The sequence below is a fragment of the Kitasatospora sp. NBC_01266 genome, from assembly GCF_036242395.1.
In the GTDB taxonomy this organism is placed as follows: domain Bacteria; phylum Actinomycetota; class Actinomycetes; order Streptomycetales; family Streptomycetaceae; genus Kitasatospora.
Genome location: NZ_CP108458.1, coordinates 5870005 through 5893199, shown reverse-complemented (window position 1 = coordinate 5893199; position 23195 = coordinate 5870005). Strand labels below are relative to the sequence as shown.

General features: G+C 71.7%; 17 protein-coding genes. 2 read left to right on the top strand and 15 right to left on the bottom strand.

What is annotated here, in order from left to right; genetic code table 11:
- Positions 1-23: 23 nt before the first annotated feature.
- The 9 genes from OG403_RS25655 to eccD all read right to left on the bottom strand — a co-directional run bounded on the left by OG403_RS25655 (position 24) and on the right by eccD (position 10963).
- The gene (locus OG403_RS25655; protein WP_329568260.1) at positions 24-1709 is read right to left on the bottom strand and encodes a ribonuclease J; all 1686 of its coding nucleotides are present in this window, start codon (positions 1707-1709) and stop codon (positions 24-26) included.
- A gap of 209 nt (positions 1710-1918) precedes the next feature.
- A complete protein-coding gene (gene dapA, locus OG403_RS25650) occupies positions 1919-2818 on the bottom strand; it encodes a 4-hydroxy-tetrahydrodipicolinate synthase (RefSeq protein ID WP_329568257.1) in 900 nt (299 codons plus the stop codon).
- A gap of 228 nt (positions 2819-3046) precedes the next feature.
- On the bottom strand, positions 3047-3781 hold the full coding sequence (thyX, locus tag OG403_RS25645; RefSeq protein WP_329568255.1) for an FAD-dependent thymidylate synthase: 735 nt from the start codon (positions 3779-3781) through the stop codon (positions 3047-3049).
- Entirely contained in the window at positions 3778-4218 is a 441-nt protein-coding gene (locus tag OG403_RS25640; RefSeq protein WP_329568253.1) for a hypothetical protein, read from the bottom strand. The genes thyX and OG403_RS25640 overlap by 4 nt, the downstream gene beginning before the upstream one ends.
- Before the next feature lie 16 nt (positions 4219-4234).
- Positions 4235-4981, bottom strand: a complete 747-nt coding sequence (gene dapB / locus OG403_RS25635; RefSeq protein ID WP_329568251.1) for a 4-hydroxy-tetrahydrodipicolinate reductase — start codon at positions 4979-4981, stop codon at positions 4235-4237.
- 32 nt (positions 4982-5013) lie between these two features.
- A complete protein-coding gene (locus OG403_RS25630) occupies positions 5014-6363 on the bottom strand; it encodes a M16 family metallopeptidase (RefSeq protein WP_329568249.1) in 1350 nt (449 codons plus the stop codon).
- Positions 6364-6453: 90 nt separating this feature from the next.
- Positions 6454-8664, bottom strand: coding sequence for a polyribonucleotide nucleotidyltransferase (locus tag OG403_RS25625; RefSeq protein ID WP_329568247.1), 2211 nt, complete (start codon positions 8662-8664; stop codon positions 6454-6456).
- A gap of 440 nt (positions 8665-9104) precedes the next feature.
- Positions 9105-9395, bottom strand: coding sequence for a 30S ribosomal protein S15 (rpsO, locus tag OG403_RS25620; RefSeq protein ID WP_329568245.1), 291 nt, complete (start codon positions 9393-9395; stop codon positions 9105-9107).
- Between the two features lie 107 nt (positions 9396-9502).
- The gene (gene eccD, locus OG403_RS25615; RefSeq protein ID WP_329568242.1) at positions 9503-10963 is read right to left on the bottom strand and encodes a type VII secretion integral membrane protein EccD; all 1461 of its coding nucleotides are present in this window, start codon (positions 10961-10963) and stop codon (positions 9503-9505) included.
- A 290-nt stretch (positions 10964-11253) separates the two neighbouring features.
- On the opposite strand from eccD, the gene eccCa reads away from it, so the two are divergent.
- Positions 11254-15201: a type VII secretion protein EccCa gene (gene eccCa, locus OG403_RS25610; RefSeq protein WP_329568240.1), complete on the top strand. Its 3948-nt coding sequence runs from the start codon at positions 11254-11256 to the stop codon at positions 15199-15201.
- Between the two features lie 505 nt (positions 15202-15706).
- On the top strand, positions 15707-17113 hold the full coding sequence (locus OG403_RS25605; protein ID WP_329568238.1) for an APC family permease: 1407 nt from the start codon (positions 15707-15709) through the stop codon (positions 17111-17113).
- Positions 17114-17199: 86 nt separating this feature from the next.
- Here the strand turns inward: OG403_RS25605 and OG403_RS25600 are convergent, their stop codons facing one another.
- The 6 genes from OG403_RS25600 to eccB all read right to left on the bottom strand — a co-directional run bounded on the left by OG403_RS25600 (position 17200) and on the right by eccB (position 23037).
- Complete coding sequence (locus OG403_RS25600) at positions 17200-18504, bottom strand: hypothetical protein (protein ID WP_329568236.1); 1305 nt, start codon at positions 18502-18504, stop codon at positions 17200-17202.
- A 41-nt stretch (positions 18505-18545) separates the two neighbouring features.
- Positions 18546-19088 (bottom strand): SigE family RNA polymerase sigma factor, encoded by a 543-nt coding sequence (locus OG403_RS25595; RefSeq protein ID WP_329568234.1) that lies wholly within the window; start codon positions 19086-19088, stop codon positions 18546-18548.
- Between the two features lie 102 nt (positions 19089-19190).
- Positions 19191-20432 carry a type VII secretion-associated serine protease mycosin gene (mycP, locus tag OG403_RS25590; protein WP_329568233.1) on the bottom strand — a complete coding sequence of 414 codons (1242 nt, stop codon included), beginning with the start codon at positions 20430-20432 and terminating at the stop codon, positions 19191-19193.
- Between the two features lie 120 nt (positions 20433-20552).
- Complete coding sequence (locus tag OG403_RS25585) at positions 20553-20849, bottom strand: WXG100 family type VII secretion target (protein ID WP_329568231.1); 297 nt, start codon at positions 20847-20849, stop codon at positions 20553-20555.
- Between the two features lie 92 nt (positions 20850-20941).
- Entirely contained in the window at positions 20942-21247 is a 306-nt protein-coding gene (locus OG403_RS25580) for a WXG100 family type VII secretion target (protein ID WP_329568229.1), read from the bottom strand.
- A gap of 218 nt (positions 21248-21465) precedes the next feature.
- Complete coding sequence (gene eccB, locus OG403_RS25575) at positions 21466-23037, bottom strand: type VII secretion protein EccB (protein WP_329568227.1); 1572 nt, start codon at positions 23035-23037, stop codon at positions 21466-21468.
- Positions 23038-23195: the final 158 nt, after the last annotated feature.

Genomic DNA, 23195 nt, shown 5'->3' with positions numbered 1-23195 from the left:
GCCGGTGGCGACCGCGCGGTGCGTCAGACCTCGACCACGACCGGCAGGATCATCGGCCGGCGGCGGTAGTTGTCCGCCACCCACTTGCCGATGATGCGGCGCACCAGCTGCTGGACCTGGCGCACCTCCAGCACGCCGTTGTCGGCGGACTTGCGCAGCGCCTCCTCCAGCTTCTGGACCACCGGGCTGAAGGCACCGTCGTCGATGCCCGAGCCGCGGGCCTGGATGGTGGGGCCGCTGACGATCTTGCCGCTGCTGGAGTCCACCACCACGAAGACCGAGATGAAGCCCTCCTCGCCGAGGATCCGGCGGTCCTTCAGCGAGGACTCGGTGACATCACCGACCGAGCTGCCGTCGACGTAGACGTAGCCGGCCTGCACCTTGCCGACGATCTTGGCGACGCCGTCGACCAGGTCGACCACCACGCCGTCCTCGGCGATCACGGTGCGGTTCTTCGGGACACCGGTCTTGATCCCGAGGTCGGCGCAGGCGCGCAGGTGGCGCCACTCGCCGTGCACCGGCATCAGGTTCTTCGGCTTGCAGATGTTGAAGAAGTACAGCAGTTCGCCCGAGGAGGCGTGGCCCGAGACGTGCACCTTGGCGTTGCCCTTGTGCACCACGTTGGCGCCCCAGCGGGTCAGGCCGTTGATCACCCGGTAGATCGCGGTCTCGTTGCCGGGGATCAGCGAGGAGGCCATGATCACGGTGTCGCCCTCGACGATCCGGATCTGGTGGTCGCGGTTGGCCATCCGGGAGAGGGCGGCCATCGGCTCGCCCTGCGAACCGGTGCAGACCAGCACGACCTCCTTGTCCGGCAGGTCGTCCAGCTGCTTCACGTCCACGATCAGGTTGCCCGGCACCTTGAGGTAGCCCAGGTCGCGCGCGATGCCCATGTTGCGCACCATCGAGCGGCCGACGAAGGCGACCTTGCGCTTGTACTCGTGCGCGGCGTCCAGCACCTGCTGGATCCGGTGCACGTGGCTGGCGAAGGAGGCGACGATGATCCGCTTGTCCGCGTTGGCGAAGACGTTGCGCAGCGCGGCGGAGATGTCCCGCTCGTGCGGGATGAAGCCGGGGACCTCGGCGTTGGTGGAGTCCACCAGCAGCAGGTCCATGCCCTCTTCGGCCAGCTTGGCGAAGGCGGGCAGGTCGGTGAGCCGGCCGTCCAGCGGCAGCTGGTCCATCTTGAAGTCACCGGTGGCGACGACCATGCCGGCGGGGGTGCGGACGGCAACGGCGAGCGCGTCCGGGATGGAGTGGTTCACCGCGATGAACTCGCAGTTGAAGGGGCCGATCTGCTCGCGCTCCCCCTCGGCGACCTCCAGCACGTACGGCCGGATGCGGTGCTCGGCGAGCTTGGCCTCGATCAGCGCCAGCGTCAGCTTCGAGCCGATCAGCGGGATGTCGGGGTTCTCCCGCAGCAGGTACGGGACGGCGCCGATGTGGTCCTCGTGACCGTGGGTCAGGACGATGCCATCGATCTTGTCGAGGCGGTCCCGGATCGAGGAGAAGTCCGGCAGGATCAGGTCGATGCCCGGCTGCTCGTCCTCGGGGAACAGGACGCCGCAGTCGATGATGAGCAGCCGCCCGGCATGCTCCAGCACCGTCATGTTGCGCCCGATCTCCCCGAGGCCGCCGAGCGGGGTGATCCGGATCGCGTTCGGCGCGAGCGCCGGGGGCGCGCCGAGGTCAGGGTGAGGGTGGCTCAAAAGACTCTCCTTCGCGCCGCGCGCCATATGCCCGGGAGTTCTCCCGCTGACATATGGCGCGCGACTTTCGCTAGGTACCTATCAGGTCGGTCCGCCCGTCACCGAGCGGCTGGCTTGCTGTGCCTCGCGCCTGTCGTCTCCGGTCCAGCGGCGGATCCCCGGGTGCGGCATCGGGGTCCGGCGATCCGGAAGGCGCGCACGTCTTCTGGTTACAGGTGTACCCCGCCGGCGGCGAGATCCTCCTTCAATCGCGTGATCTCCTCGGGCGTGGCGTCGACCAGCGGCAGCCGCAGCGGGCCTGCGGGCAGGCCCTGCAGGGTGAGCGCGGCCTTGGTGAGGATCACGCCCTGGGTGCGGAACATACCGCTGAAGACCGGGAGCAGGCCCTGGTGGATCCCGGTGGCCTCGGCGACCCGGCCGGCCCCGAAGGCCTCGATCATGGCGCGCAGCCGGTCGGCGACCACGTGGCCGACCACGCTCACCACACCGACGGCTCCGACCGAGAGCAGCGGCAGGTTGAGGATGTCGTCACCGGAGTACCAGGCGAGGTCGCTGCGGGCGATCGCCCAGGCGGCGGCGCCGAGGTCGCCCTTGGCGTCCTTGTTGGCGACGATCCGCGGGTGCTCGCCCAGGCGGACCAGCGTCTCGTGGCTCAGCGCGACGCCGCTGCGCCCGGGGATGTCGTACAGCATCACCGGCAGCTCGGTGGCGTCGGCGATGGCGACGTTGTGCCGGTAGAGGCCCTCCTGCGGGGGCTTGCTGTAGTACGGGGTGACCACCAGCAGCCCGTGGGCGCCGGCGGCCTCGGCCTGCCGGGCCAGCTCCAGGCTGTGCGCGGTGTCGTTGGTGCCGACGCCCGCGATCACCTGGGCGCGCTCGCCGACCGCCTCGAGCACGGCCCGCAGCAGCTGCGCCTTCTCGGCGTCACTGGTGGTCGGCGACTCGCCGGTGGTGCCGTTGAGGACCAGGCCGTCGTTGCCGGAGTCCACCAGGTGGGCGGCCAGGCGCTGGGCGCCGTCGAGGTCGAGCCCGCCGTCGGCGGTGAACGGGGTCACCATCGCGGTGAGGACCCGGCCGAAGGGTGCACGGGGTGTGGAGGTCGGAGCCATGGGTCCAAAAATACTCGTAGCCGATGAGGAGGCCGTGACTCCGGTCCATGGTTCGGACAACGGAGGCCTTGAAGGCCGGCCAGGATCCGGACAAACCATAGGATTCCGGTGCTGCTTGCTCGGGGGTTCAAGCAGCACCGGAATCCGTGCCCTGAGCCTAGGGAGCGCCCGAATCGGTCGCAATCCAGACATGCCGGGCCAATGCGTCCATATGCCTATCGCGCCAGGTCAGGGCGCGACCCGGCCGTGGGCGTTGAAGGCCGCATGGGTGAGCGGCATCAGCTGCGCCCACTGGGCCTCCATCAGCTCGGCCACCATCTCGATCTCCCGCTGCGGGAAGCTGGGCACCGTGGCCCGCTCGTCCTTGGTCCGCAGCGAGAGGAAGTGCATCAGCGAACGCGCGTTGCAGGTCGCGTACATGGAGGAGAACAGGCCCACCGGCAGCACCGCGCGGGCCACCTCGCGGGCGACGCCTTCGGCAAGCATCTCCTGGTATGCCGTGTACGACTGCTGGTAGGACCATCGCATCGCCTCGGACGTGAGCTTGTGCTGCTCGGGCGTGCCCTCGACGAACTCGTACTTGCCGGGGCGGCCCTGCTGGACCAGCTTGCGCTCCTGGCCCGGCACGTAGAAGACCGGCTGCAGCTCGCGGTAGCGACCGCTCTCCTCGTTGTAGGACCAGCCGCTGCGGTGGCGGTGGAACTCGCGGAAGACGAAGATCGGCGCGCTGATGAAGAAGGTCATCGAGTTGTGCTCGAAGGGCGTGCCGTGCCGGTCGCGCATCAGGAAGTTGATCAGGCCCTTGGACTTCTCCGGGTCCTGCCGGACCGCCTCCAGCGACTGCTCGCCGGCGGTCGAGACCCGGGCGGCCCAGACCACATCGGAGTCGGCGGCGGCGCTGCGGACCAGCTCCACAGTGACATCGCTGCGGAAGGTGGGGGTGGCCGCTGCTTCGTCGGTCACGGGTTGCTCCTCAACTTGATCGCATGGTGCATGGTCGTACGGGCCCTGGGGGTGTCACCGGCGTCCGCGTAGGCGACGGCCAGCCGGAACCAGACCCGCCAGTCCTGCGGGGCGGCCTCCGCCTCGGCCTTGCGCCGGGCGAACACCTCGTCGGCCGAGGCGCGGTCGATCCGGCCGCCCGAGGTGCGGCGCAGCTCGTCCACCGGCAGCCCGCCCTCGGCCGCCAGCTCGCGGGACATCGCCTCGGTGGTGCGGCCGAAGCGGATGGTCTGGCGCAGGAACCAGACCCCGATGCCCGGGATGATGAAAGCGCAGATCCCGATGCCGATGCCGAACGGCTTGCCGGTGGCGATCAGCTGGACTCCCTCGCCCATGCAGACCAGGGCGACGAAGAAGAGGGTTGCGGCGAGGAGGAAGAAGCCGGTGCGGGAGGTCATCTGGCACTCACCCGGCTCACAGGTCGAGGAAGTGTTCGAGGCCGAAGGTCAGCCCCGGCGTGTCCACCACGCGGCGCACCCCGAGCAGGATGCCCGGCATGAAGCAGCTGTGGTGCAGCGAGTCATGACGGATCGTCAGGGTCTCGCCGGTGTCGCCGAAGAGCACCTCCTGGTGCGCCAGCAGGCCGCGCATCCGCACCGAGTGCACCGGCACCCCGTCGACGTCGGCGCCGCGCGCGCCCGGCAGGCCGTGCGTGGTGGGGTCCGACTGGCGGGGCCGGCCGGCCGCGTCGCGGGCGGCGGCGATCAGCTGGGCGGTGCGGGCGGCGGTGCCGGAGGGGGCGTCGGCCTTGCGGTCGTGGTGCAGCTCGACCACCTCGACCGACTCGAAGTACCTGGCCGCCTGCTGGGCGAACCGCATGGTGAGCACCGCGCCGATGGAGAAGTTCGGCGCGATCAGCAGGCCGAGCTCCGGCTTGGGGGCCAGCCAGTGGTCGACCTCGGCGAGCCTGGCCTCGTCCCAGCCGGTGGTGCCGGTGACCACGTGGATGCCGTTGTGCAGGCAGAAGTCAAGGTTGCGCATCACCGCGTCGGGGTGGGTCAGCTCGACGGCGACCTGGGTGCCGGAGTCGACCAGGGTCTTCAGGTCGGAGTCCCGGCCGAGGGTGGCGACCAGTTCCAGGTCCTCGGCGGCTTCGACGGCCTTGACGGCCTCGGAGCCGATCCGGCCGGTGGCGCCGATGACGGCCACTCGGAGAGTCATGGGGTGTCCCTTCAGCCCAGCTGCGGCAGTCGTCAGATAAGGTCCGCGAGCTTGGCCGCCCGCTTGTCGGTGATCGGCCCGATCAGGGCCAGCGAAGGCCGGTGCGCGCCGAGCACGTCGCGGGCCACCGCCTGGACGTCCTCCAGCGTGACGCTCGCGATCTTCGCCAGCATGTCATCCACCGAGAGGTGGTGGCCGTAGGCGAGTTCGGCCTTGCCGATCCGGTTCATCAGCGAGCCGGTGTCCTCCATGCCGAGCACGGTGGAGCCGGAGATCTGGCCGATCGCGCGGCTCAGCTCCTCCTCGGTGATGCCCTCGGCGATCACCTTCTCCAGCTCCTCACGGCAGATCCGCAGCACCTCTTCCACCCGCTTGGGCTGGCAGCCGGCGTAGATGCCGAAGAGGCCGCTGTCGGCGTAGGAGGAGGAGTACGAGTAGACCGAGTAGGCCAGGCCGCGCTTCTCCCGCACCTCCTGGAAGAGCCGCGAGCTCATCCCGCCGCCGAGCGCGGCGTTGAGCACCCCGAGCGCCCAGCGCCGCTCGTCGTGCCGGGGCAGCCCGGGGACGCCGAGCACCAGGTGGGCCTGCTCGGTGGGGCGGTTCAGCACCTCCAGGCGGCCGGCGGTGCGCACCGCGCGCAGGCCGCGGCGGGCCTCGGCGGGGACCGCCTCGGACTTGGCGAGCAGGCCGGCGAAGGCCTGCTCGACCTGCCTGACCACGGCCTTGTGGTCCAGGTTCCCGGCCGCCGCGATCACCAGGTGCTCGGGCTTGTAGCGGCGCCTGAAGAAGCCGGCGATCTGGTCGCGGGTCAGCCCCTTGACGGTCTCCTGGGTGCCGAGGATCGGACGGCCGAGCGGGGCGTCGCCGTAGATCGCCTTGGCGAACAGGTCGTGCACCACGTCGCCCGGGTCGTCCTCGGCCATCGCCATCTCCTCGAGGATGACGCCGCGTTCGGCCTCCACGTCCTCGGGGCGGATCAGCGAGCCGGTGAGCATGTCGCAGACCACGTCGATGGCCAGCGGCAGGTCGGTGTCCAGCACCCGCGCGTAGTAGCAGGTGTTCTCCTTGGCGGTGAAGGCGTTCATCTCACCGCCGACCGCGTCCAGCGCGGCCGAGATCTCCAGCGCGCTGCGCCGCTCGGTGCCCTTGAAGAGCAGGTGCTCCAGGTAGTGGGTGGCGCCGTTCAGCACCGGCGTCTCGTCCCGGGAGCCGACGCCGACCCAGATCCCGAAGGTCGCCGAGCGGACCGTCGGCAGGGTCTCGGTGACGACCCGCAGGCCGCCGGGGAGCACGGTGCGACGCACGGTTCCGGCGCCGTCCACGCCCTTGAGCAGGGTGCGGGTGGTGCCGGGGCGCTGCTTGGCCGCCGAAGCCTGAGCCACGGGCCGTCCTTCTTTCACTCAGGAGACAACAGGGTGCGGCCCGTACGCCGCGAGGGCGTACGGGCCGCGGGTCCAGCTAGTGAGTGGTGATCACTCGGCGGCGGCGGTCTCGCCGCCCTCCTCGCCCTCGACGACCGGGATCAGCGAGAGCTTGCCGCGCGGGTCGATCTCGGCGATCTCGACCTGCACCTTGGCGCCGACGGCCAGCACGTCCTCGACGTTCTCCACGCGCTTGCCACCGGCCAGCTTGCGGATCTGCGAGATGTGCAGCAGGCCGTCCTTGCCCGGCATCAGCGAAACGAACGCGCCGAACGTCGTGGTCTTCACCACGGTGCCCAGGTAGCGCTCGCCGACCTCCGGCATGGTCGGGTTGGCGATCTGGTTGATCGTCGTGCGGGCAGCCTCCGCCGAGGGACCGTCGACCGCACCGATGTAGATGGTGCCGTCGTCCTCGATGGTGATGTCCGCGCCGGTGTCCTCCTGGATCTGGTTGATCATCTTGCCCTTCGGGCCGATGACCTCACCGATCTTGTCCACCGGGATCTTGATGGTGATGATGCGCGGCGCGTTCGGCGACATCTCGTCGGGCGCGTCGATCGCCTCGTTCATCACGTCCAGGATGTGCAGACGCGCGTCCTTGGCCTGCTTCAGCGCGGCGGCCAGCACCGAGGCCGGGATGCCGTTGAGCTTGGTGTCCAGCTGCAGGGCGGTGATGAAGTTGCGGGTACCGGCGACCTTGAAGTCCATGTCGCCGTACGCGTCCTCGGCACCCAGGATGTCGGTCAGCGCGACGTAGTGGGTCTCACCGTCGATCTCCTGCGAGATCAGGCCCATGGCGATACCGGCGACGGCGGCCTTCAGCGGCACACCGGCGTTCAGCAGCGACATGGTGGAGGCGCAGACCGAGCCCATCGAGGTGGAGCCGTTGGAGCCCAGCGCCTCGGAGACCTGGCGGATCGCGTAGGGGAACTCCTCGCGGGTCGGCAGGACCGGGATCAGCGCCCGCTCGGCCAGCGCGCCGTGGCCGATCTCGCGGCGCTTGGGCGAGCCCACGCGGCCGGTCTCGCCGACCGAGTACGGCGGGAAGTTGTAGTTGTGCATGTAGCGGCGACGCGTCTCCGGGGAGAGCGTGTCGAGCTGCTGCTCCATGCGGAGCATGTTGAGGGTGGTGACGCCCAGGATCTGGGTCTCGCCACGCTCGAACAGGGCCGAGCCGTGCACCCGCGGGATCGCCTCGACCTCGGCGGCCAGGGTGCGGATGTCGGTGACACCGCGGCCGTCGATCCGGACCTTGTCCTTGATGACGCGCTCGCGCACGATCTTCTTGGTCAGCGCGTTGTAGGCGGCGCTGATCTCCTTCTCGCGGCCCTCGAACTCCGGGAGCAGCTTCTCGGCGGCGACCGCCTTGACCCGGTCCAGCTCGTTCTGGCGCTCCTGCTTGCCGGCGATGGTGAGCGCCTTGGCCAGCTCGTCCTTGACGGCGGTGGTCAGCGCGGCCAGCACGTCGTCCTGGTACTCCAGGAAGACCGGGAACTCGCCGGTGGGCTTGGCGGCCTGGGCGGCCAGGCGGGCCTGGGCCTCGCAGAGCACCTTGATGAACGGCTTGGCGGCGTCCAGACCGCCGGCCACGATCTCCTCGGAGGGCGCCTCGGCGCCGCCCGCGACCAGCTTGATGGTCTTGTCGGTGGCCTCGGCCTCGACCATCATGATCGCGACGTCGCCGTCGGCCAGCACCCGGCCGGCCACGACCATGTCGAAGACGGCGTCCTCGAGCTCGGAGTGGGTCGGGAAGGCCACCCACTGACCCTTGATCAGCGCGACGCGGACGCCGCCGATCGGGCCGGAGAACGGCAGGCCGGCCAGCTGGGTGGAGGCGGAGGCGGCGTTGATCGCGACCACGTCGTACAGGTGGTCGGGGTTGAGCGCCATCACCGTGACGACGACCTGGACCTCGTTGCGCAGGCCCTTGACGAAGGACGGGCGCAGCGGGCGGTCGATCAGGCGGCAGGTCAGGATGGCGTCCTCGGAGGGGCGGCCCTCACGACGGAAGAACGAGCCGGGGATCCGGCCCGCGGCGTACATCCGCTCCTCGACGTCCACCGTCAGCGGGAAGAAGTCGAAGTGCTCCTTCGGCTGCTTGGAGGCGCTGGTGGCCGACAGCACCATGGTGTCGTCGTCCAGGTAGGCCACGGCGGAGCCGGCGGCCTGACGGGCCAGGCGGCCGGTCTCGAAGCGGATGGTACGGGTGCCGAAGGAACCGTTGTCGATCACGGCCTCGGCGTAGAACACGTTCTCTTCCACCTGGAAGATCTCCTCTTTCGTACGTCTCCCGGAGAGCGCCCCCGCGCTTGCCTGCCGGTGTGGCCCTGACCTGCCGGGCCGGTCTTCGATCGAAGCCCCCGGGCTCTTCCCGCGTCGTGCGCGGGACTCCCGGCGGCCACTACCGAGGACCGGCGCCTCTCGGCGGCCTGGCCTTTCGGCGGCGGGCGTCTGGACGCTCTCCTGGATGCGGGCGGCTTCCGTTTGAAGCCTGCGGCCCGCAGGGGGTTGTGCTGCTCTCGTGGAGCGCGAACTCGCGCCACCACCCGGCATGCCCACAACCCTACGGTGCGAATCTCGGCCGCCTCGGGAGGCCGACCGTAAATTCTGCAGCTCGGAATTCTTTCCGGATTCCCCCTCCCGGGGGCCGGTACGCGCGAGGGGCGGCTCCCCTTGGTGGGGAGCCGCCCCGGGCGGCGGTCTTAGCGGGCGCCGCCGGCGGCACCGCGGCGGATGCCCAGGCGGTCGACGAGCGTACGGAAGCGCTCGATGTCCTTCTTGGCCAGGTACTGCAGCAGGCGGCGACGCTGGCCGACCAGGATCAGCAGGCCACGACGGCTGTGGTGGTCGTGCTTGTGGAACTTGAGGTGCTCGGTCAGGTCCGAGATACGGCGGGAGAGCATGGCCACCTGCACCTCGGGGGAGCCGGTGTCGCCCTCCTTCTGGCCGTACTCGGCGATGATCTGCTTCTTGACGTCAGGGGCGAGAGCCACTGCAACTCCTCTTGGGGTGACCGAGCGATCCCGGTATGCGGCACAGGATCTTCTGAGACTCGGAATCCCCAGGGTACCAGTCGGCCGCTCGGCCCCCGGACCCGGCCTCAGCCGGTGACGCCGCGGACCAGCGAGTAGATGTCCAGCACCGCGAGGGCCAGCGGGACCAGCGCCATCAGCAGCAGGCTGTCCACCACGTCCAGGATCCGGCCCCAGAACGGCGAGACGCCGAGCCGCGGCACCACCAGGGCGATCGCGATCAGCAGCGCGGCGCCCACCGCGATCGAGCCGCCCAGCCACAGGGTGCGCAGGTCGACGGCGGTGCTGTCGCCGCCGGCCCTGATGATGAAGACCGGGGTGTGCAGCGACAGGCCCAGGATCAGCAGGCCCAGACCCAGCAGGCCGGCGATGGTCAGGCTGAAGACCTGCGCGGTGTAGCGGAACAGCCGGGCCCGCAGCATGGTCGAGATGCCCAGCGCCAGCGCGAGCAGCTGCGGGAACATCCGGTCGGTGAAGCCGAGCACGGTGCAGGCGCCGACGATCACCGCGGCGCAGCCGCCGACCAGGCCGACCAGCACCTCGTGGCCGCGGCGGGCCTGGTGGGCGATCCGCTGGTACGGCACGGCCTCGGCCCGGCGGCTCTCCTCGATCGCCCGGCTGCCGCGGGTGCGGGCCTGGCCGGGGGCGCTGAAGCCGACCGGCAGGCGGGCGAAGCGGGCCGAGAGCGCCGGCAGGAAGCCGATCGCGGCGAGCGCGGCGACCCCGGCCACCGCGGCGATGTGGTCGGCCGGGGTGCCCGGCAGCAGCACGGCGGCGAAGGTGGCCAGCGTGCCGCCGGCCGAGAGCACGGCGGCGGCCACGAAGACCGAGTCCCTCGTCGGCAGCAGCACCACCAGCAGCACCGAGACCACCAGCGTGGTGGCGCAGCCGACCAGGAACTGCAGCCGGCCGGGACCGTCGTACGGGTGGGCGACGGCCAGGATGCCGGTGCCCGCGATCAGCGCGTGCGGCAGGGCGCCGATGCCCAGGGTGAGGGCGGCGGTGTCGTCCCGGTAGACCCGGGCCCGCACGCCGGCGAAGGCGACCAGCAGCACGGCGGTGACGCCGCAGAGCATGCCGGGCAGGCCGTGCATGTCGTGGCGCAGGTCGGAGAACCAGAGCGCGAAGCCGAGCAGCACGAGCAGCAGGGCCGCGCCGATCAGGCCGAAGGCCCGCATCAGGTCCGGGCTCCAGAACCGGCGGTCGGCCCCGACCGCGCTGGCGATCGCGTCGGCGACGTCGTCGTAGACGGCCGGGGGCAGCGACTCGGCGAACGGACGCAGGCTCAACAGGTCGCCGTCGCGCACCTGTTGGGCATTGAGCGGCAGGCCGCTGTCCAGCACGGTGCCGTCGCGGCGGACCAGGTGGAAGCCGGTGGCGGCGCCCTCGGCCTGGGTCTGGCCGGAGAGTCGCAGTACCTCGGGGTAGACGTCCGCGAGTGGCACGTCCTCCGGCAGGGCCACATCGATGCGGCTGTCCGGCGCCACCACGGTGACCCGGCAGAATCCGGTCGCTGCGTTCGAGCCCACCGGCGCTCCCCCTTGATCGCTCGTCCCGGCCGGCACGCGTCGCGCCGTCCGTGCGCCGCGTCCACCGGAGTTGGCGCTGCGTCACCCTATCGCCCGGCCGTCGGACCGGTGCGTTCCCGTCCCTGCACACCGGGTGACCGGTCTCGGTAGGATCGGCCCCGGCGCAGGGGGCGTGGCGGGGGCGGGCGGGATCGCCGCGGTGCGCCCGCGGTCCGCGGCGGGGGCAGGGCAGTCACCGGGGTGCCTCCTGCGGGGCCTGACGAGTCGCGTGAGGGCTGGTGCGTTAGTAGATGAGTGTCGTGACGGTCAAGCGTCCGCCCCGGGCGTATCCACCGGTGGTGCCGGACGAGCCGGTGGAGCTGGTCACCCCGCCCGAGTTGCCCCGCGGCGGTGGCGACGACTGGATGATGAGCCTGCTGCCGCTGCTCGGCATGGGCGGCTCGGCCGCGTTCTTCTTCATGCCGGGCACCGCGCCGGTGATGAAGATCATGGGCCTGCTGATGATGTGCTCCACGGCCGGCATGGGCGTGGCGCAGGTGGTCCGGACCCGCAGGGGCGGCGGCGCGGGCCTGGCCGACGAGCGGCGCGACTATCTGAAGTACCTGCAGCAGATGCGCCGTCAGGTGCGGCGCACCGCCGAGCGGCAGCGCGGCGCGCAGCTGTACCTGCACCCCGAGCCGGACCAGCTCTGGTCGATCGTGGCCGAGGGGCGCCGGCTCTGGGAGCGCCGCCCGAGCGACCCGGACTTCGCGCAGATCCGCCTCGGGCGCGGCGCGCAGCAGCTGGCCACACCCCTGGTGGCGCCGCGGACCGCGCCGATGGAGGAGCTGGAGCCGCTGGCGGCGGACGCGATGCGCAACTTCCTGCAGTCCCACGGCACCCTTCAGGACCTGCCGCTGGCGGTCTCGTTGCGCGCCTTCTACCACATCACGGTCTGCGGCGACCCGGACGCGGTGTACGGCAACGTCCGGGCGATGGTCGCCCAGTTGACCACCCTGCACTCCCCCGACGACCTGGTGGTCGCGGTGGCCGCGGCGCCCGGCGCGCTGGAGGAGTGGGAGTGGGTCAAGTGGCTCCCGCACAACCAGCACGGCAAGCAGCACGACGGCGCCGGCTCGCGCCGGCTGATCGCCTCGGGCCTCGGCGAGCTCGAACTGCTGCTGGCGGACGAGCTGGCCGGCCGTCAGCGGTTCACCCGCGAGGCCGTGCCGCAGCCGGACCAGCCGCACCTGGTGGTGGTCCTGGACGGCGCGGCCGTACCCCAGGACTCGCTGCTGGCCTCGGCCGACGGCGTGCACGGGGTGACCGTGATCGAGGTGGTCCCGGGTGACCTGGACGAGCCGACCGGGCACCTGGTGGTCACCGTCGGGCAGCGCGAGCTGCTGCTGGAGTCGCCCTCGGGCGCGTCCTACTCGGGCCGGCCCGACCAGCTCTCCGCCTGGCAGTGCGAGGCGCTGGCCCGCCAGCTGGCGCCGTACCGGATCTCGGCCGGCGGCGACGACGAGCCGCTGCTCTCCAATCTGGACTTCACCGATCTGATGGGCGTGGGCGACGCCGGCTCGGTGGACGTCGCGCGCACCTGGCGTCCGCGGGCCCAGCACGAGCGGCTGCGGGTGCCGATCGGGGTCGGGGCCAACGGCGAGCTGGTCCAGCTGGACATCAAGGAGGCGGCGCTGGAGGGCATGGGCCCGCACGGCCTGTGCGTCGGCGCGACCGGTTCGGGCAAGTCGGAGCTGCTGCGCACGCTGGTGCTGGGCCTGGCGATGACGCACTCCTCGGAGACGCTCAACTTCGTGCTCGCCGACTTCAAGGGCGGCGCCACCTTCGCGGGGATGGCGGACCTGCCGCACACCTCCGCGGTGATCACCAACCTGGAGGGCGAGCTCACCCTGGTCGACCGCATGCGCGACGCGATCGAGGGCGAGCTGAACCGCCGCCAGGAGCTGCTGCGGTCGGCCGGCAACTACGCCAACCTCAACGAGTACGAGCGCGCCCGGGCCGCCGGTGCGGCGCTGGACCCGCTGCCCTCGCTGGTCCTGATCATCGACGAGTTCTCCGAACTGCTCACCGCCAAGCCCGACTTCATCGACATGTTCATCCAGATCGGCCGGATCGGCCGCTCCCTGGGGGTGCACCTGCTGCTCGCCTCGCAGCGGCTCGAGGAGGGCAAGCTGCGCGGCCTGGACACCTTCCTCTCCTACCGGATCGGTCTGCGCACCTTCTCGGCCGCCGAGTCGCGGGCCGCGATCGGCGTCCCGGACGCCTACCACCTGCCGCCGGTGCCCGGGGTCGGCTATCTGAAGTTCGGCACCGAGGTGATGGACCGCTTCAAGGCGGCCTACGTCTCGGGGCCCTACCGGGCGCCGGGCCAGCAGCGCGCCCGCGGCCGGATCTCCACCGTGCGGCCGGTGCTGTTCACCGCCGCCGAGGTACCGGTCACCGAGCCGGTGGCGCAGGACCTCGAGCCGGAGCCTGAGCTGCTGGACGACGCGCTGGTGGACACCGTGCTGGACGTGATCGTGCAGCGGATGGTCGGCCAGGGCCCGCCGGCCCACCAGGTCTGGCTGCCGCCGCTGGACGAGGCGCCGAGCATGGACCAGCTGATGCCGCCGCTCCAGCCGACCCCCGAACGCGGCCTGACCTCGCCGGAGTTCGGGGCGCTGGGCCGCCTGGTGGTGCCGGTCGGCATCGTGGACCGGCCGCGCGACCAGCGCCGCGACGTGCTCTACCAGGACTACTCGGGCGCGGCGGGCCACGGCCTGGTGGTCGGCGGCCCGCGCTCCGGCAAGTCGACGGTGATCCGCACCATGGTGGCGGGCTTCGCGCTCACCCACACCCCGGTGGAGGCGCAGTTCTACCTGCTGGACTTCGGCGGCGGCGGCTTCCAGTCGCTGCAGGACCTGCCGCACGTCGGCGGGGTCGCCGGGCGCCTGGACGTGGACAAGGTGCGCCGGATGGTCAGCGAGGTGCACGGGGTGCTGCACCGGCGCGAGGAGCTGTTCCGCGCCACCGGCATCGACTCGATCAGCACCTACCGCACCCGCCGGGCCGCCGGTCAGCTGCCGGACGAGCAGTTCGGCGACGTCTTCCTGGTGATCGACGGCTGGCTGACCCTGCGGCAGGATTTCGAGGCGCTGGAACCGGTGGTCACCGACATCGTGGCGCGCGGTCTGGGCTACGGCGTGCACGTGGTCCTGACCGCCGCCCGCTACGCCGAGGTCCGCCCGGCGCTGAAGGACGCACTGCAGACCCGCACCGAGCTGCGCCTGGGTGACGTGATGGAGTCCGAGGTCGACCGCAGGGCGGCGCAGAACGTGCCGGTCGGCGCGGCGGGCCGCGGCCTGACCGGCGCCAAGCTGCACTTCCTGGCCGGGCTGCCGCGACTGGACGGCTCCTCGGCGGTGGACGACCTGGTGACGGGGGTGGCCGGACTGGTGGAGGCGGTCGACGCCGCCTGGAGCGGCCCGCGCGCACCGCGGGTCCGGATGCTGCCGGCGGTGCTGGACGGCCACTCGCTGCCCAAGGGCTCCGAGCTGCCCGAGCGCGGGGTCGCCTTCGGGGTGGACGAGGCCGAGATGGCGCCGGTCTTCGTCAACTTCGAGACCGACCCGCTCTTCATCGTCTTCGGGGAGAGCGAGTCCGGGAAGTCGGCGCTGCTGCGGATGCTGGTCAAGCAGATCACCGAGCGGTACACCTCCGAGCAGGCCGGCATCGTGGTCGGCGACTACCGGCGCGCGCTGCTCGGCGCGGTGCCGCCGGAGTACCTGGTGGAGTACGCCGCGGCGCAGCCCGCGATGAGCACGATCGTGGACATGCTGCGCGGTGCCTGCGCCCGCCGGCTGCCCGGTCCGGACGTGACGGCCGAGCAGCTGCGCGGCCGCAGCTGGTACAGCGGCAAGGACATGTTCGTGATCGTGGACGACTACGAGCTGGTCGCCACCTCCTCCGGCAACCCGATGGCGCCGCTGGCCGAGTTCCTGCCGTTCGCCCGGGACATCGGCCTGCGGGTGATCATCGCGCGCAGCGCGGGTGGCGCGGGGCGCTCGCTCTTCGAGCCGGTGATGCAGCGGATGCGCGAGCTGGGCGGGCAGGGCGTGCTGCTCTCCGGCAAGAGGGACGAGGGGGTGCTGCTCGGCGCGGTCAAGCCGCAGCCGCTCCCGCCGGGCCGCGGGCTCTTCGTGTCGCGGCGGATCACCGGCGGGCAGATGGTCCAGACGGGCTGGCTGCCGCAGCGTTAGCGGTCACCCTGTGTGACGAAAGGGCCGGGTGCGGGTGGTCGCGCCCGGCCCTTTCGGCTGCATACCCGTCCAGCTGCTGGAAAGTTATGAAGGTTTTTTGGCCACGGGGCTGCGGTTCTCGTGGCGCGACGGGTGCGGCGGACGGGGCCGGTGAGGCGTCCTGGCCCGCCTGGCGCAGCGGTCATCATCGGGCGAATCAGCCTTGGATTCACGCAAGGAGAAGCTAGTTCACCTTTGATTCATGACCCGTTGGCCAAAGTTAACAAGTCGGACATCAATCCCCGCGACGCAAAGTGATCATCAGATCAGAAGCTTGCGCCCCGGTATCGCGACGGATTCCGAAGGTCAACCGCCATTGACGCAAGCTTTACGCCCCCGCACCATGGCGATCCGGGAGCGACGACCAGAACCGGACCCAGGCGACCCTCGCGGAGGCGATACCGCTCCCCACCCCAGCACCGCACAGCACCGCGCATCACAGCGCTGAGCCGGATCGGACCCGCACATGACCGACACGCTTCGCCCACCCGCCACCTCCCCCACGGTGACGGTCAGTACCGCCGACGCCCCGCGCAAGCTCCAGCGCTCGCTGGGCGTCGTGGGCGGAACGCTGCTCACGCTCTCCTGCGTCACCCCGGCCTCCTCGCTCTTCGTCATCGTGCCGCTGCTGTTCAACGCGCTCGGCACGGCGACCGCGCTGACCATCGGCATCGGCGCGGTCATCTGCGTCGCCGTCGCCTTCTGCTACTCCGAGCTCGGCACCCTGATCCCCAGCGCCGGCGGCGAGTACGCGATGGTCGGCACCCTGGCCGGCCGGTTCGCCGGCTGGCTGGTCTTCATCCAGTCGCTGATCGTCGTGATGATCGTCCCCTCGGTGATCGCCGTCGGCACCGCCGCCTACCTGGCCCCGATCGTGCACGTCAGCGGGCCGGTGGCGGGCGCCGCGGTGATGCTGGCCGCCACCGTCGCCGGTCTGCTCGACCTGCGCGCCAACGCCTGGATCACCGGCATCTTCCTGGTCCTGGAGGTGATCGCGGCGGGCGTGGTCTCGGTCCTGGGCTTCGCGCACAGCCAGCGCGGGGCGAGCAGCCTCTTCCACGGCGTGGTGGCCGACGGCCACGGTGCGACCAGCGCGGTGGGCCTGGGCGCGATGATGGCCGCGATGGGCACCGCGCTCTTCGTCACCCAGGGCTTCAGCACCGCGATCTACCTCTCCGAGGAGCTGGAGAACCCGCGCCGCAACGTGGCCCGCACCGTGCTGTGGACGCTGGGCCTGTCCGCGGTGGTCATCATGGTCCCGGTGGTGGCGATCACCCTGGGCGCCCCGGACCTGGCCACCCTGACCGGCGGCGACATCTCCGGCATGGTGGCCGGCTGGAGCGACTCGGCGCTGGGCACCTTCATCAGCCTCTGCATCGCGCTGGCGATCATCAACGCCGGCATCGTGATGGTGATCCAGAACTCCCGGGTGCTCTTCGCCTCCGGTCGCGACAAGGCCTGGCCCGCGCCGGTCAACAAGGCCTTCGGCACCCTGAACCGGTTCAACGCCCCGTGGGTCTCCACGCTGGCCGTCGGCGTCCCCGGCGCGGCGCTCTGCTTCGTCCCCGGCGAGACGCTGAGCAACATCACCGGTGTCGCGGTCGCCGCCCTCTACCTGCTGGTCGCGGTCGCCGCCCTGCTCTCCCGCCGCGGCTCCCACAAGCACACCCCCGCCTGGCGCCAGCCGCTGTGGCCGGTGCTGCCCGCGCTGCTGGTGCTCGTGCTGGTGTACACGCTGACCCAGCTGGACACCAAGGCGCTGATCTGGACCGGCGGGATCACCGTGGCGGCCTCGCTCTACTGGCTCTGCTACCTGCGCCCGCGGCAGGAGTCGCACTGGGTGATCACCCTGCCGGAGGACGAGCAGCTCTGACCCGAACGCCCCCGCGAAGCGGCCCGGACACCCTGCTGGGGGGGTGTCCGGGCCGCTTCGTGCGTCACGGGTCAGGACAGCCAGCCCTACTCCTGCACCGGGTGCAGCTGCCACCGCGGGCTCAGCGCGATCGCCTGGAGCTGGTCCATGGTGAGCGCCGGAGCGGTGCGGTCGACGCCGCCGGACGGCCGGGAGCTGTCGGTGGCCGAGACCACCACCCGGGTGCCGTCCGGACGCAGCACGTCGGCGCTCCACTCCAGGACGCCGGTGCCACCGGCGTCCGCGTGCGGGTCCAGCACCAGCTCGGTGCCGTCCGGCAGCGTGGTGACGCTGCCGGGCAGTTCCATGCCCCGGCTCCACTGCTGCACGTTGACCTGGACCAGGCTCGCGCCCTTGCCGTCGTTCAGGGTCAGGTGCACATAGCCCTGCTGCCCGTCGCCGCCGCTCGGCTGCAGCCCGTTCGGGAGCAGCGCCAGCAGGGTGCCGAGCATCTCGTCCTTGGTCATGCTCTGCATGGTGGGGGGCCGCTGCGAGGTCGAGCCCGCGGGGCCCTGCGGGGCGATGGCGGCCAGCACCGGGTCCCAGCCGCCGGCATCGGTGACGATCGCGGTCAGCTGGGCCAGGGTCAGCGGCGGGTTGGGCCGGCTGACCGCGCTGCCCTTGTCGGCGGGCGCGTTCCACTCGTCGGCCTCGACCATGCCGCCGTCCGGGCGGACCAGGTAGGCGCTCCACATCTTGGTCGGCAGCCGCTTGTCCGGGTACTCGTAGCCCTGCAGCAGGGTCAGCACCGAGTTGTCCGGCTGCCGGCCGGTGGTGCAGCTGTCGTAGGTCACCAGGGTCTTGTCCGGGCAGCCGGTGACGGCCTGCCCGGGGTACGGGCGGCTGACCGCGACCGTGACCAGCGCCTTGCCGTGGCCGTCGTCGTAGACCACGTCGGCCAGCGGTGAGCCCGTGATCCCGCTGCTGTCGGCGGCCGTACCCCGGCCGTTCGTCGAGACGACCTGGCCCGGCGGCAGCAGCGACTTCAGCAGCGCCACCATCCGGTCCCCGGTGACCGGCGGGGCCAAGGTGCTCGGCGGGGCCGTGGCACCGGTGCTCGCCGAGGGGCCCGGCGAGTCGGACGCCGTCGTGGTGACCACGGCGGCCGAGTGCGCCGGTCCGCCCAGCGTGAGGCCGACCCCGGCCGCCCCGACCAGCAGCAGCGCACTCGCGCCGCCGGCCAGCGCGGTGGCCCGCCGACGACGCAGCCTTCGCCCGCGGGACAGGCCGCCGGCCACCAGCGGTCCTGGCTCGGTGTGGAAGACCTCGCCGACCAGGCCGAGGGCGTCGATCAGCGTGTCGTTGGGTGGTCCGTCGTGCGGGAGTCCGCCGTGCGGCTCAGCTGCGGGCATGCCCGATCACCGTCTCTCCGGTCGAGGTCTCAGCCATGAGTTCAGGACAGGGTGTGCTCGGCGAGCCCGTCGCCGAGCAGCGCGCGCAACCGGGTCAGCGCCCGGGAGCTCTGCGTGCGCACCGCCGCGGAGCTGGCGCGCATCGCCTCGGCGGTCTCCTCGACACTGCGGTCCTCCCAGTACCGCAGGGTGAGCACCGCGCGATCACGCGGGGAGAGCCGGGCCAGCGCGTCCAGCAGGGTCAGCCGCAGCTCCGGGTCGCCCTCGCGGGCCGCCATGTCCGGCAGCTCGCCGGTGGGCCGCTCGGTGCTGCTGCGCCTGCGCTGGTGGGTCAGGTAGGCCCGGACCAGCACCGTGTGCGCGTAGGCCGCCGGGTTGTCGATCCTGGCCACCCCCGCGGACCAGGAGCCGCGCCGCCACAGCTGGTACATCCGGCCCAGGGTCTCCTGCACCAGGTCCTCGGCGAGGTACGTGTCCCCGCCGGTCAGCAGGCAGGCCGAACGGTAGAGGTGGCCGGCCCGCGCGGTCGCGAACTCCAGGTACTCGGCCTCCCGGGCCTCCCGTGCCGCTCCGCTCCAGAACACCGCTACCCCCCGATCGACACCACCCTGTCACTGTGATGACGCGGCAGTCGGCGCGGGATGTTACAGGGGGCCGAGCCGGTCCCGGTGCTCCTCGGCGGGCCGTCAGCCCGGCTCGCGGCGCCGGTGGTCGCGCAGCACCACGGACCCGCCGAAGAGCAGCGCGACCGCCAGCGCCGTCGCGCCCAGCACGTAGGTGGCGGTGCGCCGGTCGCGCTCGGCCTGGGTCTCGCCGAGGCCGAGCGGCTGCGGCAGGATCGGCACGCCGGCCAGCTTGACCGCCGGGTCCGGGGTCGGGGTGTCGGCCGGCGGGTCGGTGTCGTCGACCGCCTTGACCGGGTCGACCACGCCCCAGCCGAGGTACTCGTCGGGGCCGCGCCCGGTACGCTGCGCGGTCTGCTCGATCCGGGTGCGGATCTGCTGGGCCGTCCAGCCCGGGTGCTCGCCGCAGAGCAGCGCGGCCACCGCGGCCACGTACGGTGCGGCGAAGCTGGTGCCGTTGTCCACGCACTGGCCGCCACCGGGGACGGTGGAGAGCATGTCGACACCGGGGGCGGCGACCTTGACGAAGTCGCCGTACTCGGAGAACGCGGCGCGCTCGTTGTTGCGGTCGGAGGCGCCCACCGCGAGCACGGTGGGGTAGGCGGCGGGGTAGGTGGGGCCCTCCAGGCCGTCGTTGCCGGAGGCCGCGACCACCACCACGTTGTGCGCCTCGGCGTTGTCGATCGAGCTCTTCAGCGTGCCGCTGTCGGTGAAGCCGCCATCGGGATCCGTCCCCCGGACGTCCTGCGAAATGTTGATCACCTTCGCGCCGTCGGCGACCGCGTCGTCGACCGCGCGGGCCATGGTGAGGACGTTGCCGCTGCCGGCGTCGTCGTTCTGCCGGATCGACAGGATCCGGGCGTTCGGCGCCAGGCCGACGAAGCCGACTCCGGCGCGCGGCGAGGCGGCGATGATGCCGGCCACCTTGGTGCCGTGGCCGACCGTGTCCTGGGTGGCGGGTCCGACCGGCTGACCGGTGTTCGGATCCAGCAGCAGCGTGCCGCCGTCCTGCACCTTGCCGGCCAGCTGCGGGTTCTGGTCGTCCACCCCGGTGTCGATCACCGCGACCAGCACCCCGGCGCCCCTGCCGCTGTTCTGCCACAACTGGTCGAGCAGTACCCGCTGCAGCGCCCACGGGGTGGCCGCGACGTCCTTGGCCGGGAACTGGCAGTCGCCGGCCGCGGCGATGCTCAGCGGCGACCGGTGCACGGCGGGCGGATCCGCCACCGCGGGCCCGGCGGCCGTGGCGGCCAGCACCCCGAGCACCGCGCCGACCGACGCGATCCGGCTCAGCCTTCGCCCCAACGCCACCTGGCACCTCTCGACTCGCCTGTGCTATCCGGACCTGCGGCGGGGCGGGCGCCCCACGGCGCCCGCCCCGCCGACGCGGTTCACCCGGTGCCCTGGACGGGGCGGCGGGGTGGATCAGTGGTGCCAGATCGCGGCGTTGGCGCTCTCGGTCGTGGTGTAGCTCTCGTGCGCGTTGTCCAGCGCGGCCGCGATCTGGTTCAGCGTGTTGTGCAGGTCGGCGGCCTTCTGGTCCCAGACGGCCTGGCGGGCCTGGTAGCCCTGCTGCGCCACACCGGTCCACGAGGCGGCGATGCGCTGCACCTCGGCCCTGAGGTCGTCCAGGTGCTGCTGGATGCGGCCGGCGGTGGCGCGGACCTCGGAGCCCGCGTCCTGGATGGTGGCGAAAGTGACCTTGATGGATCCGTCGGACATGGTGGCTCCTCGTCAGGAAGGGGTGGATCGGGGCACCCCGGTCCGAGACTGCCCCGTGCGGTCTCCGCTGCCCCGCGGCTGCGGACCGGCACTCAGCCGCCGTGCACTCCGCCGATCGAGGAACGCTGGTCCTCTTCGGTCTGGGCGTACTTCGCGGTGGTGGCGTCGATCGCCTGGCGGATCTCGTCCAGCACCTGGTTCAGCGCGGCCGCGTCCTCGTTCCACCGGGCCTGCAGCTCGTGGTACGCCGTCGCCGCCGCGCCCTGCCAGCCGCCGGCGATCGAACCGACCAGCGAGTCGAGCTTGGCCAGCTCACCCTTGATCTGCCCGTTGACGTCGACCATCTTGCCGGAGAAGGCCCGCATCTCCTCAGCGGTCGTCGTGAACTGACCAGCCATGTTCCACCGTCCCCCATGAGACAGACTGAATTCCGGGCGGATGGTCACCCAGCTCACCCGGATGACATCACGGTGTGATGCCTGGGCAGCACTGTAGTCGCGAGCACCGACACTCCCAACACCGGGAGCCGTCCGGTCACCCGCCCGTGAGGGGGGTGCGAACGGGCGGTGCGGGCCTTGGCGGAGAGCGCTGTTGACTACTGATCAGGGACCGGTGATCAGGAGTTCTGCACCTGGGTGGCCGCGTTGGTGTTCAGCTCCGGGCCGGCCGGGACCAGATCCGACCAGGCCTTGGGCACCAGCACCGGCGTGGTGCTCTGGTAACCCAGCCTGTCCTGGGCCTGGTTGACCTGCTGCTGAGGCGGCGCCGGGCTCGCCGACGGGTCGGCGGACGGGCTCGGCGAGGCGCCGGCCACGGCGCCCTCGCTGCTGGCCGGCACCGAGTAGCGCAGCCCGGTCTCGGTGATCAGGTAGTCGCTGCCGGAACCGTCCGCCGTGTTGTCCATCGCGCGGTAGAACAGTCCGTGCCCGGGGCTGACATAGGCGCTGGCCGAACCGGGCGGGAAGGCGGCGGGGTAGTCGGGGCCGGCCCAGACGCTCTGCGTGATGCCGCTGCCCGACACCCCCTCGAAGGTCGAACAGACCACCTGGCGCGGCGGGTTCGGGCCGGGGCCGCCGCCGTTGACCGAGGAGCCGGGCTTGGCGGTGGGCCAGTCGGCGTCATCGGCCAGCGGGGTCACGGTGTTGTAGTAGCGGGCGTTGTCGGCCGGGGTGATCTCGGAGTAGCCGGGGTTGCCCTGCTGGTAGGCGTTGGCGGTGATCGGGGCCTGCCGCAGCAGCTCGGCCTGGAACGGCGTCACCTTGTACAACTGGCTCTGGCCGACCACGTAGTAGGTGCCGCTGGCGGTGACCAGCCGACCGACGAACCGCTGGTTCGGGTCGGAGAGCTGGACGTCGGAGCGGGTCGGCGCGCCGGTCATCCCCGGCACCTGCGGGAACCCGATCGGGCTGCCCTGGGCGAGGGTGGCCAGCCACTCGTCGCTGACGTGCTCGGGCTGGGCGCCGTTGCCGAAGAGCGCGATCCGCAGCGCCGTCAGGTCGTTGTCGGACATCCCGGGCGTGCCGATCGGGTGCGCGCGGCCCTGCGGGTCGACCAGGTACTGGGCGCCCGGCACGCCGTTCTGCCGCACGCCCTGCACCCAGAGCGACTGCCCGTCGCCGAGCCTGCGGTCCGGCCGGGCCAGGGTGGCCGCGTCCGCACCGGCCGCCACGAAGACCGCCTGGTCGGGGTGGTCGGCGTCGGAACCCGGCCGGTCGCAGACCGACCACTTCTTCGCCGTGCCCGCGTCGGTGGCGCTCGGCAACTTGTCCGGCGCGTACGGGATACCGATGGTCGGGCCGTGCGCCTGGTAGCTGTCGATCGCCGAGTCGTCGACGATCACCACCTTGGAGTTGACCGGCAGCACCAGCTTCGCCGAGGCCATGTTGAGCACCGGGTGCAGCATCTTGGTGCCGTCCGCGCTGGTCAGCACGACGTAGCGGGTGGTCGACTCCTTGCCGAGGATGATGTTGTCGCCGCTGTCCCAACCCTGCGGAGCGGTCGGCTTGATCAGCCCCCAGGCACCGAACCCGGCCACCAGCACCGCGGCCACCACCAGCGAGGGCACCAGCGCGCGGATCGGACGCGGCGCGTCCTCGTCACTGCCGCCACCGACCGGCTGCAGGAAGGCGCCCACCATGCGCTTGCGCGCGAAGGTGTAGGCGTTCAGCTCATCCCTGCGTGATGCCATGCTGGTTGACCCTCCCCGTTCTCCCGGCCGCCCACTCGCCTCCGGCCCCTGCCGACCCTCTACGATGCGGCAGACGGTGATTACGGTACGGGTACTGTTCGGCACCCGGCCAGCCGGGCCGTGACAGCCAATCAGAGAGGGCCACCCGGGGGAATGCC